The organism is Streptomyces sp. NPDC048637, from assembly GCF_040650675.1.
Taxonomy (GTDB): domain Bacteria; phylum Actinomycetota; class Actinomycetes; order Streptomycetales; family Streptomycetaceae; genus Streptomyces.
This window is the reverse complement of the sequence record NZ_JBEZHQ010000004.1, coordinates 377,519-390,063: the sequence shown is the minus strand read 5'-3', so window position 1 is coordinate 390,063 and position 12,545 is coordinate 377,519. Positions and strand designations below refer to the sequence as shown.

The following is a 12,545-nucleotide window of genomic DNA, read 5'->3' as shown; positions in this document are numbered from 1 at the left end:
AGCGGTACGTCGCAGGTCGTACGACCGGGCGTCCGGGTCGCCGGGTTTCCCGGGCGGAGCGCCGGTGGGCGCCCCGCGCCCGGGAGTTACTGGTCCCGCACCGGTACCGACACATACGACGGATCGCTCGCCGGGGAGGAGAACGTCAGCCGGGCGCCGGACGGGTTGTGCTCGATGTACAGCGGATCGACGGTGTCCATGACCACGGCGAGGCGGTGGCCGGCCGGTACGTCGTAGGCGGTGGAGAACAGCTCCAGGTCCACGCCGAAGGGCTGGTTCGGGGTCTTGCCGTGGAAGGTGTACGGGGCGTGGGTGACCAGCTTGCCGATGCCGAGCGGGCCCACGTCGTAGAGGTAGGCGATGGCGGTGCCGCTCTCGGCGGTGCTGGTCACCGTGGTGTGCAGCCGGGTGGTTCCCCTGACCCGCTGTCCGGTGTCGTAGCGTTCGGACTTCCAGACGGCGGCGAGGGGGCGGGGCAGCAGCGGGATCGAGGCCATCGGCGGCAGCCGGAAGAACTGGTCCATCATGCTGGAGAGGAAGATCAGGCCGCCGTTGGCGCCGGAGTCCCAGTTGGTGTGGATCTGCCGGCTGTCGCCCAGCTCGATCTTCCGGTGCGCGGACGGCACGTCCTGCCAGCTCTTGTAGCCCTCGTACGCGCCGGTGGAACGGGACTTGAGCAGCACCGGCGACTCGTGGTCGATGCCGTTGTCCGCGCCCTGGAGGTAGTGGTCGAACCACCGCTTGGTGTTGGTCCAGGTGTCGTTGGGCAGCCCGAAGAGTCCGAGCCCCTCGGCCGTGGCATGGTCACCCGGGCGGAACTCCAGCCGCTTGGGGCCCTTCAGCTTCTCGTAGAAGTCGGCGTACTCGTTGGGCGGGAAGAGGGAATCGCCCCAGGCGTTGCCCAGCATGATCGCGGCGCCATTGGTGTTGATCTTGTCGAGGTAGGTGCTGGGGGAGCGCTTCTTCCCCCACTCGATCATCTCCTGTTCCTTGGAGAGATCGGAGGCGAGGAAGTCCTTGAGGATCTTCCGGAGTTCGGGGCTGGGGCGTCCCGTCAGGGCGCCGGTGCCGCCGAGCATCGCGGCCGCCTGCTTGTGCTGTGTCCGGCCGCTGTAGATCGAGCTGATGAGGTCGCCCCAGCCGCTGAGTGCCGCAACTGCCTTGATCCGCTTGTCGAATGCGGACGCCAGCAGGCTGATCCCGGCACCGTAGGAGACCCCGGCCATGCCGACCTTCTGCGGATCGGCGGGGGTGTGGGCCAGCGCCCAGTCGATGACCTTCGAGGCATCGGCGATGTCCTTCGGACCGGCTGTCTCGATCTCCCCGCCGGACTGCCAGAACCCGCGGGAGTTGTATCCGACGACCACATAGCCCGCTTCGGCCAGTTTCCTGGCTTGCGCCAGATACTCGACCTGCGGCATCGACCAGCTCGTGGGCAGCACGATGACGGGGTGGCGCCGGGTGCCGTCGGCACCGGCCGGGGTGAAGACGTTCGCCTTGAGGGTGATGCCGCCGTCGCCCTCGATGTCGACGAACCGCAGGGAGGCGGAGCCGCCCGAAGTCGCCGCCGCGGGGGCGGATTCCGGTGTCGCCGCCTCGGCGGTGGCCGGTGCGCCGGTAAGCACCGTGGCGGCGAGGACGGCGGTGGAGACGGTGCCGATCGCGACGCGCAGCGTCGTACGGGAGGGCGTCATCTTCTGCTCCAGATCTCGATGCGGGCGGCCGCACGCTGTCCGGGGACAGGTGGGGCGTACGGCGAACCCGAATTTGACTGGAGAGTAAGGTCCGCTCCTTACCTCTGGTAACCCGTCGGTAGGTTACGGGTGGGTAACGTCCTTGGGTCCAGGGGGAGTCGGGGGTGCAGTAGGGGCTGCGCCCCCGGGGCCACCGCCCGGCCGGCCGGCGGCTTACGATCCGGGGGCGAGAGAGTCGTCACCGTCGACCGAGGGGAGTGGGGGAGCGGCATGGCTGCGGGAGAAGAGGTGCTGGTCGTCGGGGCCGGTGTGGTGGGCGCTTCGGTGGCGTATCACCTGGCGCGTCTCGGCCATGAACGGGTGACCGTGCTGGACTCCCGGGGCCCGGACGCCCTTCCCGGTTCAACGGGCCTGGCTCCGGGGTTCGTCGGCCAGCTCAGCGCCACACCGGAGCTGGCCGTATTGGCGCAGGACAGCGTGGCCACGTACCGGGAGCTGTCCGCCGCCGCGGACGAACCGGCCTTCTGGCAGGTCGGCTGCCTCGAAGTGGCCACCACCGAGGAGCGCCTCGCGCAGGCCCATCAGGATGTCGCGCACGGCCGCGGGCTGGGCATCGGGGCGCGGGTGCTCGACGCGGCGGAGGCGGTGGCGCTGGCTCCCGCGCTGGTCGATGCCGAGCGGGCGCTGGGGGCGCTGCACATCCCGTCCGACGGAGCCGCCGATCCGGTCGGTCTGACCCGGCTCCTCGTCGCCGCCGCCGAGTCGGCCGGCGCCCGCTTCCGCTGGCGGACGCCCGTACAGGCGCTGGAAGCGGACCGCGGGCGGCTCGTCGGGGTGCGCACCGGCGCGACGGGCGAACTGCTGCGCGCCGACCGGGTCGTGCTCGCCACCGGCATCTGGGGTCCGGTACTGGCCGCCGGGGTGGGGGTGCGGCTGCCGATGGTGGACGTCCAGCATCCGTACGTCTTCACCGCCGAGCGGCCCGAGCTCGATGACACCCCCGTCGACGCGCCGATCGTGCGCTACCCCGACCACGCCGTCTACACCCGCCGCCACGGCCGCCGCTATGGCCTGGGTAGCTATGCGCACCGCCCCCTCCCCTGGGAGCCGTCCGCCACCCGTGACAGCGCCGAACTACCGTTCCGCGAGGCTGATTTCGGCTCGGCGCTCGCCGAGGCGCGCCGGCTCGTCCCGGCCTTCCGGCAGGCCTCGCCGGGGCGCCGGCTCAATGGTGTCTTCGCCCTGACGCCCGATGAGCTGCCGCTGGTCGGCCCGGTGTCCGCGGTGCCCGGTCTGTGGGTCGCGGAGGCGAGCTGGGTCACCCATGCCGCCGGCGTCGGACGGCAGGTGGCGGCCATGCTGCTGGAGACCGGGAGTCCCGCCGTGGACCCCGGCCGACTGGCGCCGGGACGCTTTGACCACTGGAGTGACCGTACGGTGCACGAGACCGCGCTTGGCCACTATCAGGGCATCTACGACGCGCACTGAGGGCCGTTGAGAGGGAGGCGGGCGCGCGAGGCGGATCAGCCTCCGCGCCCTTTCCCGGTCCGGCGTCAGCCGCTCGCCGCCGCCGTTTCCGCGCTTTCCGGCAGGGAGCTGAGGAATGCCGCCAGCACGGTGTTGAACTCGTCCGGCCGTTCCAGGTTCGGCATATGAGCCGCCTGCTCGATGACCGCCAGCGTGGCGTCCGGGACCCGCGCATGGATGTCGCGGGCGTCGCTCACGGGGGTATAGGCATCCTCCGTGCCGACCACCACCAGGGCCGGTACCGAAATCTGCGACAGCAGTTCCGTGTAGTCGGGGCGTTCGGCACGGCCGCGCAGTGCGGCAGCCGCGCCCTCGGGAGGCGTGGCCGTCATCATGGCCAGGACGTGGGCGGCGACGTCCGGCCGTTCGGCGAGGGTGCGCGGGGACACCATCTTGGCCAGCACCTCCTGCGCATAGCCGGCCATTCCTTCGCGGAGCAGCCGTGCCGCCATGTCGTGGCGCGCGGTCCTGCCCTCCTCGGTCTCCGCCGCGGCGAAGGTGTCGGCGAGCGCCAGGCCCCGGATCCGCTCCGGGAAGAGCCGGTAGCACTCCATGACGATCTGGCCCCCCATGGACAGCCCGCCGAGGACGAAGCGCTCGGCCCCGAGCCGGTCGAGCAGGGCGAGGAGGTCGCGTGCGAAGACCTCCAGCGGGGTCGTGCCGGGGATGACCGTGCTCTCCCCGTAGCCGCGGAGATCCGGGGCGATCACCCGCCATCCGGCCCGGCTGAAGTGCTCGGTCTGCGGGCGCCACATCGAGCGGTCGAAGGGGTGGCCGTGCACGAGCACCAGCGGCTCGCCGCTGCCCTCGTCCTCGAACCCGACTGTGATCTCTCGGCAAGTGACCGAACCCATGGACTGTCCCCTCTGCTGCGACTTGACGCCTCGATGCTATAGAGGGCAATCTCTCGGTGCAATGTAAATAATGTGCTCGGTGCAATATTGGTTCCGGGTGCCACAGGGGAGACCGATGGACGACTATCGCGCGATTGCCGATGAACTCGCGGCCGACATCGCTGCCGGCCGCCTCCGCCCCGGGGACCGGCTGCCGCCACTGCGCCGGTACGCCCGGGACCGGCGTATCGCGAGCTCGACCGCGGCCCGGGTGTACCGGGAACTGAGCCGACGCGGGCTGACGGTGGGAGAGGTCGGCCGCGGCACCTTCGTCCGCACCGCCGCGCCCGCGGCCGAGCCCGCCCTGGCCGAGCCGGGCGAGGCCCGGGTCGACCTGGAGCTGAACTTTCCGGTGCTGCCCGGCCAGCCCGCGCTGCTCGCCAAGAGCCTGGGGCATCTGCTGCGTCCCGACGCGCTGGCCGGTGCGCTCCGCCCGGTGGGGGCCGTCGGCACGGCCGTGGCCCGGCAGACCGCGGCCGCGCACCTCGCCCGGGGGGACTGGACCCCCGACCCCCGGCAGCTGCTCTTCGCGGGCAATGGCCGGCAGGCGGTGGCCGCGGCGATCGCCGCGCTGGTCCCGGCCGGTGAGCGGCTCGGCGTCGAATCGCTCACCTACCCCGTCGTGAAGGGCATCGCGGCCCGCCTCGGCGTCACGCTCGTCCCCCTCGCCATGGACGAGCACGGCCCGACCCCCGAGGCGCTGCGCGCCGCCCCTCCGCTGCGCGCCGTCTACGTCCAGCCTGCCCTCCACAACCCGCTGGGTGTCACCATGCCGGCCCATCGGCGTGCGGAACTGGTGGAAATCCTGCGGGAGTTGGACCTGTACGCCATCGAGGACGCGATCTACGGATTCCTCCGCGACGACCTGTCCCCGCTCGCCGCCCTCGCACCGGAGCGCACCGTGGTCATCGACAGCCTGTCCAAGCGGCTCGCGCCCGGACTGTCGCTGGGGTTCCTCACCGTGCCCGAAGGCGCCACACAGGACTTTGCGACCGCCCTCAGAACGGGGACCTGGACCGCTTCCGGCTTCGCGCTCGACGCGGCCACCCGCTGGATGGCCGACGGCACCGCGGCGGCCATCGAGGAGGAGAAGCGCGCCGATGCCGCGGCACGTCAGCGGATCGCCGCCGAACGGCTCGCCGGCTTCCGGATCCGGGCCGATCCGCAGGCGTATCACTGCTGGTGGGAACTGCCGGACCCCTGGCGGGCCGACACCTTTGTCGCCGCCGCCGCGCGCCACGGCATCGCCGTCACCCCGTCCGGAGCCTTCGCCGTCGGTTCGGGCCACGCCCCCAGCGCCGTGCGTCTGGCGCTCGCCTCGCCGCCCCTCGGCGTCCTGGCCGAGGCGCTCGACGTCCTGGCCGGGCTGGCGCAGGGGGCGCCGGAGGACACCGGGGCGGAGTAAGGCGGTGCCGGGCCGGGCGGCGGCTCAGGTGCCGCTCATCAGCTGTCCGAGACCGGTGCGCAGCTCCGCGGTGTTCATCACCGGCTGCAGCGAGACCTTCGCGTGCAGATCCATGAAGAACGATTCGAGGAGCGTCGGCATCTGCGACGACTCCTTCATGTCGAAGTAGAAGTAGGCGGTGCGGTCACCGCCGTCGAGGGTGAAGTAGGCCGCCTCCGGCTGCAGGGCGGCGATGGCCGTCTCCATGATCTTCGGCAGACTGCCGTTCTGGATCACTTCGTTGCCTGTCTCTGTCGGTATCCGGGCCGTCAGAACCATCCTCATCGGGCTCACTCCTCGCATGGAGGGCGTGGGGCGGGTGGAGCGCGGCGGCAACCGGGAGCCCGCGCGCTCGGCGCCTCCACGGGAAGCTCCGGTGCACCGCTGGTAGGTGTCTGTCCCTTTCTGTTCTCAGGATCTCACGGTCCGGGAGCCGGGGTCGGGTTCCGGCCGCCGGGGTGCGGACGCGGGTCAGGAGCCGGTCAGCAGATGCTCGGGGCGTCCACCGGGCGGGACCTCCTCGGCCGGCGGCACCGGGCCCGGCGGGGTGCCGTCACTGAACGGGCGGCCGCCCAACTCCTCGCGGTGGTGCGGCGTCAGCCAGCCGGAGAGGTCCGGACCGTCCGGGACGATGCCGGTCGGGTTGATGCCCGTGTGTACCCGGTAGTAGTGGTGCTTGATGTGGTGGAAGTCGACGGTGTCGCCGAAGCCGGGCGTCTGGAAGAGGTCCTTGGCGTAGGCCCACAGCACCGGGTCCTCGGCCAGCTTGAACCGGTTGCACTTGAAGTGCCCGTGGTAGACGGCGTCGAAGCGGACCAGCGTGGTGAACAGCCGGATGTCGGCCTCCGTGAGGGTGTCGCCGACGAGATAGCGGCGGTCGTGGAGGCGCTCGGACAGCAGGTCCAGGCGGCGGAACAGATCGCGGAAGGCGGCGTCGTACTCACGCTGCCCGGTGGCGAAACCGGCCCGGTACACACCGTTGTTGACGTCCCGGTAGATGCCCGCCATGACGACATCGATCTCCTCGCGCAGCGGCTCCGGATACAGATCGGGTGCGCCGGGCCGGTGCAGCGCCGTCCACTCCGTCGCGAAGTCCAGGGTGATCTGCTGGAAGTCGTTGGTGACGAGCTGCCCGCTGGGCACGTCGACGAGGGCGGGGACGCTGACCCCGCCGGGGTAGTCCGCCTCGCGGGCGTCATAGGCCTCGCGGAGGAAGCGGATGCCGAGTACGGGGTCGCGGCCGTCCGGATCCAGGGTGAAGCGCCAGCTGCGGCCGTCCTGGATCGGGTCGGTGACGGCGAGCGAGACCGCCTCCTCCAGACCGAGCAGCCGTCGTGAGATGACGGCACGGCTCGCCCAGGGGCAGGCGCGGCTGACCACCAGCCGGTAGCGGCCGGCCTCGACCGGCCAGCCGTCGCGGCCGTCCGCCGTGATGCGGTCCGCGAAGTGGCTCTTGGACCGCTTGAAGGGTTTCCTGCCGTACGCGACGTTGCCGTCGGTGGTGGCGCCCGATGTGCCGTCCGATGTGCCGTCCGTGGGGCCGCCGTTGTCACCGGCGTCGGGGTGGGGCATCACCGACTCCTTCCGTCTGCGGTTGCTCCGGGTCCTCAGGGCGATCCTTCCCGGCCGGGGGCGGGTATTCCCCCGTGTCAGCCGCCCGGCGCACGGCCACGCAGGTGCCGCGGCCGGGCCACCGGGCGGCCCGGCTCAGCCGAGGTGGGTGAGATCGGGCCGCAGCCGGTGCCAGATCGGATGCCGCAGCCGGCCGGCCGAGGTCCAGCCGGTGAGCGTGATCTCCGCGACGAGCCGGGGCTCGGCCCAGTGCGCCCCCGCCGTGTCCACGGGGTTGATGAACGGGGAGCGGTCGAGCGGAATCACTTCCAGGTACCGCGCCAGCTCATGGCGCTCCCGGTCGGACAGCCCCGAGCCGACCGAGCCGACATAGCGCAGCCCCGAGGGTTCCGCCACGCCCGCCAGGACGGAACCGGGGAGCCCGGCCAGCCCGCCATGGCCTTCCGTCCAGCCCCCGATGATCACGTCGAGGGTCAGCAGATGCTTCGTCTTGCGCCACTCGGGTGACCGCACACCCGGCAGATAAGCCGAGGTCAGCCGCTTTGCCACCACCCCTTCCAGACCGGCCTGCAGCGAGGCCTCCCACGCCTGCTGCCCATGACCCTCCACATATCCGGGCGCCGACCAGTTCGGGCCGCGCAGCCCCAGCCCGGACAGCAGGGACCGGCGCTCGTAATACGGCGACCCGAGCAGCGAGCCGTCCAGATACATGAGGTCGAAGAGGACGAGGTGTACGGGGTGCTCCATGGCCAGCCGGGCCGTGCGGCGCGGGTTCACCACGCCCATCCGGCGCTGCAGCAGCCCGAAGTCGGGCCGTCCGCGCGCGTCCAGCACCACCACCTCACCGTCGAGCACCGCGGCCCGGCCCCGCAGCTGCTCACCCATGGGCGCCAGCTCCGGGTAGGTGCCGGTCGCCTCGTTGCCCGCCCGGGTCACCAGCCGGACGGTTCCGTCGCCGGAGGTGTTGACGATGCAGCGCGCACCGTCCCATTTGGCCTCGAACGCCCAGGCCGCCTCCTCGTGCCCGGCAGGCAGCGGGCCGACCGTGGCCAGCATCGGCCGGATCACGGGGTACGAGGCCGAGCCACGCTCGGCGGACGGGGCCATGGTTCGATGATCGGGCGATACGGGGGCGTTCGCAGATCGGACGGCGGCCGGGCACGGCGGTCACGCCGTGAGCGCTCAGGCGCCCCCGCCCGGACGTGCCCCGCTCCGAGGGGCGTCCCCGCGCGGCGCTCCCCCCGTGGGCAGCTGCTCCTCGCCCTCCGTACGGACATGCGGCAGGATCCGGTCCAGCCACCGGGGCGTCCACCAGGCCGCCCGGCCCAGCAGGGTCATCACCGCGGGCACCAGCAGCAGTCTGACCACGGTGGCGTCGATCAGAACGCTCACGGCCAGCCCGAGGCCCAGCATCTTCACCACGATGTTGTCGCTGATGATGAACGCGGCGAACACGCTCACCATGATCAGTGCGGCGCAGGTGATCACCCGGGCGGTGATCTCCAGGGCGTGCGCCACGCTCGCCTTCGGGTCGGCGGTGCGCAGCCATGCCTCGTGCACCCGCGACAGCAGGAAGATCTCGTAGTCCATGCTCAGCCCGAAGACGATCGCGAACATCATCATCGGCACATAGCTCTCGATCGGCACCGTGCCCGAGACCCCGAGCGCCGGCCCGCCCCAGCCCCACTGGAAGACCGCCACCACCACCCCGTACGAGGCGGCGATCGACAGCACGTTGAGCACCGCCGCCTTCACCGCGACCAGCACGCCCCGGAAGACGGTCAGGATGATGACGAAGGCGAGCGCGACGACCACGGCGATGATCAGCGGAAGCCGGCTGGCGACGATGTCCAGGAAGTCCACCTGGCCCGCGGTCGTGCCCGTCACATAGCCGTGCGCGTCGCTCCCCTGCACGGCCGCCGGCAGCAGATCGTGCTTGAGGCGGTTGACCAGATCCGTGGTGTCCGCGCTCTGCGGGGCCTGGGCGGAGTAGGCGGTCCCGGTCAGCACCGCGCCGTCCGGGGTGGCCTTCAGCGGCGTGATGAAGGCCGCGCCCGGGACATCCGTGAGCGCCTGGTGGGCCTGTGTGGCCAGCATCGGGCGGTCCGCCTGCGGGACCGCGGACTCGTCGATGACGAGGGTCAGCGGGCCGTTGGAACCGGGGCCGAACGCCGAGGACATCAGATCGAAGGCGCGCCGGTCGGTGAACGACTTCGGGTCCGCGCCGTCACCGATGTGCCCCAGCTGGATCGAGAAGACCGGGAGGGCCAGCACGACCACGACGAGCGCCCCGCCCGCCAGATACCACCACGGGCGGCGCTCCACCCGCTGCGCGTACCGGTGCCAGCTGCCGTGCGCCTCGGCACCCGGTCCGGCGTCCGTCTCGGCGATCGGGCGGCGGACCCGGAGCCGGTCGATCCGGCGGCCGGCCAGCCCGAGCAGCGCCGGGACGAGGGTGAGTGCGCCGAGCACCGCAGAGACCACGGTGATGGCGGCCGCCACGCCCAGTTTGCCGATGAAGGAGACGCCCGAAACCCACAGCCCCATCAGCGCGATGATGACCGTGCAGCCGGACACCAGCACCGCCCGGCCGCTGGTGGCCACGGCCCGGCCCGCCCCGGTGACCGGGTCCGCACCGTCCATGAGGTGCTGCCGGTGCCGGGTGATCAGGAAGAGTGCGTAGTCGATGCCGACGCCGAGGCCGATCATCGTGGCCAGGGTGGGGGAGACGGTGGCGAAGACGAAGACGGCGGCGATCAGCCCCAGACACGCCAGCCCGCAGAGGGCGCCGATCAGCGCGGTCAGCAGCGGCACCCCGGCCGCCAGCACACTCCCGAAGCCGACCAGCAGCACCAGGATCGCCACCCCGAAGCCGATCACCTCACTGGTCCGGTCGTCGGGCTCGGGCCGGGCCAGCTCGCCCAGCGGCCCGCCGTACTCCACCTCCACACCGGCGGAACGCAGCGGCCGCACGGCCGCGTCGACACCGTGCAGATAGTGCGGCTTCAGGGTGGACGGCTGCACGCTGAACCGCACCGTGATGTACGCGGTCCGGCCGTCGGTGGACAGCGGCCCGACGTTCGGCGTCCCGGGCGGCGGTTTGGCGGGCGGTGCGCCGGGTGCCGGCAGCGGGTTCTGCGCGGAGAGCACATCGGGCAGCTTGCCGAGCGCGGTGACGGCGCTGTCGATGCCGCTGCGGAAGTCCGTCAGCGGCCTGTCCGTGTCGTGCAGCACGACCTGGCTGCTGTAGCCCCCGGCCTTCGGCTCGTGCTCCTGGAGCACCTCGCGGCCCTGTGCCGACTGGACGCCGGGCAGCGCGAAGTCGTCGGAGTACTCCCCGCCGTACGCACGCTGCAGGAATTGCAGCCCTACCAGGGCGACCAGCCACAGCACGAGGACGATGACGCAGTGCCGGGCACACCACTCGCCGGTCCTGCGCAGCACACCCCTGTCGCCGGACGCGCCGGGCGCGTCCGCCCCGCTCGGATTCCTCGGCAACGACATATGTGCTCCCGATGCGGGCCGGCGCTCCTGGCACATGCGGACACGCAGCAGTCAACGCCCGTTCCGCCGCCGCGGCATGCCCACCGGGGAATACGGGTGTCGGCCGAACGGGTGCGCCGGCGGCGTCAAGCGCCGGTGGGGGCCGCTTCCTTGCGGAACACCAGCAGATAGCGCCAGAAGAGCAGCCGGCGGATCCGGCACCCGGGAAGCAGTGCGGCGGCCTCCTGGCCGATGCGGGGCAGCGGCATGCGCGGCTGTGCGACGGGCGGTTTCACCGGAGCCGTACCGGCCGGCCGGAGTCCCTCCCAGGCGCCGACGGCGAGCCTGGCCACCGCATTCACCGGCGCAGCAGCCAGGCCCCAGCTCCAGTCGGCCGGCCCCTTCTCCGCATAGCAGCCCAGGATGACCAGCACACCGCCCGGCGCGAGGGCCTCGCGCAGTGCGGTGACCGTGTCGAACGGCATGTGATGGAGGCTCGCCAGGCAGGAGATGAACCCGTAGTGCCGGTCGGGCAGTTCCAGCCGGGTGACGTCCGCGTGCTCGTAACGGGGCGCGCCGCCACCGTCCGCGGCCTCCCCGGCCGCCGCCCGCGCCTGCGCGAGGACTTCGGCCGACGGGTCCACCGCATGGACATCGAGCCCCAGCCCGGCCAGCCGGCGCGCGAACCGGCCGGTCCCGCACCCGACGTCGAGGGCGGTACGGCAGTCCCGCGGCAGGTGCCGTAACAGCAGACGGTGGTAGTGGTCGTTGTGGTCGAAAGGCATCCACCGACCCTAGGGGGTGTCCGAGGGGGCATGGCCGGGGTCCGCGGCCCCTGTCGGCAGCCCCGCCGGGATTTATCCGCTCACACCTGCCCCCTGCCGCTCCCTACGATTCCTTTCGATCATTCGAAGCACGGCATGAGGTAAAGGACCGATCTGTTGATGATGAGCCATTCCTGGGCGCCTGTTGAGCGCGCCATGTCCCTGAGGTGTTCCGGCTGTCGCCGTCGTACGTGTGCCGGGGCGGGGGGTGCCCGATGAGCCGGGCGGTGCTGGTGACCGGGGCGTCGCGGGGGATCGGGCGGGCGGTGGCGGAGACCTTCGCCGAGCACGGGGACCGGGTCGCGCTGCATTACGCGTCGCGGCGGGCGGCCGCGGAGGAGGCGTTCGCGGGGCTGGCGGGGAGCGGGCATGTGCTGGTGCACGGGGAGGTGAGTACGCCCGAGGGCGCGGCGGCGCTGGTCGACGCGGCCGTGGACGGGCTGGGCGGCGTCGATGTGCTCGTCAACAATGCGGCCACGAATGTGGCGCACCCCCTGGACCGCACCTCGTTCGAGGACTGGCAGAACGCCTGGCGGCAGGTCGTGGACGTGAATCTGCTGGGGGCGGCGCATGTCAGCTACTGCGCGGCGCGGAACATGATCGAGCGGGAGGTGGCGGGGCGGATCGTCAGCATCGGGTCGCGGGGCGCGTTCCGCGGTGAACCGGATCACCCGGCGTACGGCGCGTCCAAGGCGGCGCTGCACGCGATGGGGCAGTCGCTGGCGGTCCACCTGGCGCCGTACGGCATCGGTGTGGCATCCGTGGCTCCGGGATTCGTGGCGACCGAGCGGGTCGCGGACCGTCTCACGGAGGATGTGCAGCGGCAGAGCCCGTTCGGCCGGGTCGCCGCGCCGCGGGATGTGGCGTCCGCCGTCCACTACCTCGCCTCGCCCGAGGCGCTCTGGTCCTCCGGGACGGTGCTGGACGTCAACGGGGCGTCGTATCTGCGCTGAGAACGGGGAAGCCCCGGCCGAACGGGGGAATTCGGCCGGGGCGGTTTCGGGGGCGCGGGCGGCGACGGCGGTGGCCTCCGGGCCTGCTGCCGAGCGGCGGTGGGCCGGCTTCCCTGCTGCGGGCCCTGCGGCACCGTCGGGTCGGCACCCGCTTC

Annotated in this window: 10 protein-coding genes; 3 read left to right on the top strand and 7 right to left on the bottom strand. The window is 72.0% G+C overall.

Translation table 11 applies throughout. The features are described 5' to 3' along the window. Positions 1 to 86: 86 nt before the first annotated feature. Positions 87 to 1,694: an alpha/beta fold hydrolase gene (locus AB0C46_RS09105; protein WP_362826937.1), complete on the bottom strand. Its 1,608-nt coding sequence runs from the start codon at positions 1,692 to 1,694 to the stop codon at positions 87 to 89. 270 nt (positions 1,695 to 1,964) lie between these two features. Here AB0C46_RS09105 and AB0C46_RS09100 point away from each other — a divergent pair, with 270 nt between their 5' ends. After that, positions 1,965 to 3,182, top strand: coding sequence for an FAD-binding oxidoreductase (locus tag AB0C46_RS09100; protein ID WP_362826935.1), 1,218 nt, complete (start codon positions 1,965 to 1,967; stop codon positions 3,180 to 3,182). Positions 3,183 to 3,247: 65 nt separating this feature from the next. Here the strand turns inward: AB0C46_RS09100 and AB0C46_RS09095 are convergent, their stop codons facing one another. After that, entirely contained in the window at positions 3,248 to 4,075 is an 828-nt protein-coding gene (locus AB0C46_RS09095) for an alpha/beta hydrolase (RefSeq protein WP_362826933.1), read from the bottom strand. 115 nt (positions 4,076 to 4,190) lie between these two features. On the opposite strand from AB0C46_RS09095, the gene AB0C46_RS09090 reads away from it, so the two are divergent. Then, entirely contained in the window at positions 4,191 to 5,519 is a 1,329-nt protein-coding gene (locus AB0C46_RS09090) for a PLP-dependent aminotransferase family protein (protein WP_362826931.1), read from the top strand. Positions 5,520 to 5,543: 24 nt separating this feature from the next. Here the strand turns inward: AB0C46_RS09090 and AB0C46_RS09085 are convergent, their stop codons facing one another. The 5 genes from AB0C46_RS09085 to AB0C46_RS09065 all read right to left on the bottom strand — a co-directional run bounded on the left by AB0C46_RS09085 (position 5,544) and on the right by AB0C46_RS09065 (position 11,398). Beyond that, a complete protein-coding gene (locus tag AB0C46_RS09085; RefSeq protein ID WP_362826929.1) occupies positions 5,544 to 5,843 on the bottom strand; it encodes a hypothetical protein in 300 nt (99 codons plus the stop codon). A gap of 186 nt (positions 5,844 to 6,029) precedes the next feature. Further along, positions 6,030 to 7,130 (bottom strand): glutathione S-transferase C-terminal domain-containing protein, encoded by a 1,101-nt coding sequence (locus AB0C46_RS09080; protein ID WP_362826928.1) that lies wholly within the window; start codon positions 7,128 to 7,130, stop codon positions 6,030 to 6,032. A gap of 135 nt (positions 7,131 to 7,265) precedes the next feature. Then, complete coding sequence (gene ligD, locus AB0C46_RS09075; protein ID WP_362826926.1) at positions 7,266 to 8,237, bottom strand: non-homologous end-joining DNA ligase; 972 nt, start codon at positions 8,235 to 8,237, stop codon at positions 7,266 to 7,268. A gap of 75 nt (positions 8,238 to 8,312) precedes the next feature. Further along, entirely contained in the window at positions 8,313 to 10,634 is a 2,322-nt protein-coding gene (locus AB0C46_RS09070; protein ID WP_362826924.1) for an MMPL family transporter, read from the bottom strand. Between the two features lie 125 nt (positions 10,635 to 10,759). Continuing rightward, positions 10,760 to 11,398: a class I SAM-dependent methyltransferase gene (locus AB0C46_RS09065; protein WP_362826923.1), complete on the bottom strand. Its 639-nt coding sequence runs from the start codon at positions 11,396 to 11,398 to the stop codon at positions 10,760 to 10,762. A gap of 254 nt (positions 11,399 to 11,652) precedes the next feature. Between AB0C46_RS09065 and AB0C46_RS09060 the strand changes: the two genes are divergently transcribed. Then, positions 11,653 to 12,390, top strand: coding sequence for an SDR family oxidoreductase (locus tag AB0C46_RS09060; RefSeq protein ID WP_362826921.1), 738 nt, complete (start codon positions 11,653 to 11,655; stop codon positions 12,388 to 12,390). Positions 12,391 to 12,545 lie beyond the last annotated feature (155 nt).